This is a genomic window from Serratia sp. 506_PEND (assembly GCF_001076875.1).
Classification (GTDB): Bacteria; Pseudomonadota; Gammaproteobacteria; order Enterobacterales; family Enterobacteriaceae; genus Serratia; species Serratia marcescens.
In genome coordinates, this window is the sequence record NZ_JVEL01000204.1 from 1 (window position 1) to 220 (window position 220).

At 49.1% G+C, this 220-nt stretch carries 1 pseudogene; it reads right to left on the reverse strand.

The features are described 5' to 3' along the window. Positions 1-220: pseudogene (locus ADK28_RS29760) on the reverse strand (DDE-type integrase/transposase/recombinase); the annotation flags it as partial.

The following is a 220-nucleotide window of genomic DNA, read 5'->3' on the forward strand; positions in this document are numbered from 1 at the left end:
ATACGCTCAATAATCCCGCGCGCCTGCGGGTTTCCTGGTATACCGGTTTGGTGATCGATACCCAAACGAGAAAATATCCCGGTAATATCAGCGTCAAAGGTCTTGTTCTTTTCGCCACCACCGTTATCTGAGTAATAAATCAGTGGCACGCCAAACTGCGAGATACCGTGGCGAATGGCATCACCAACAGCAACCTGATTTTCAGATAAGGCCAGACTCC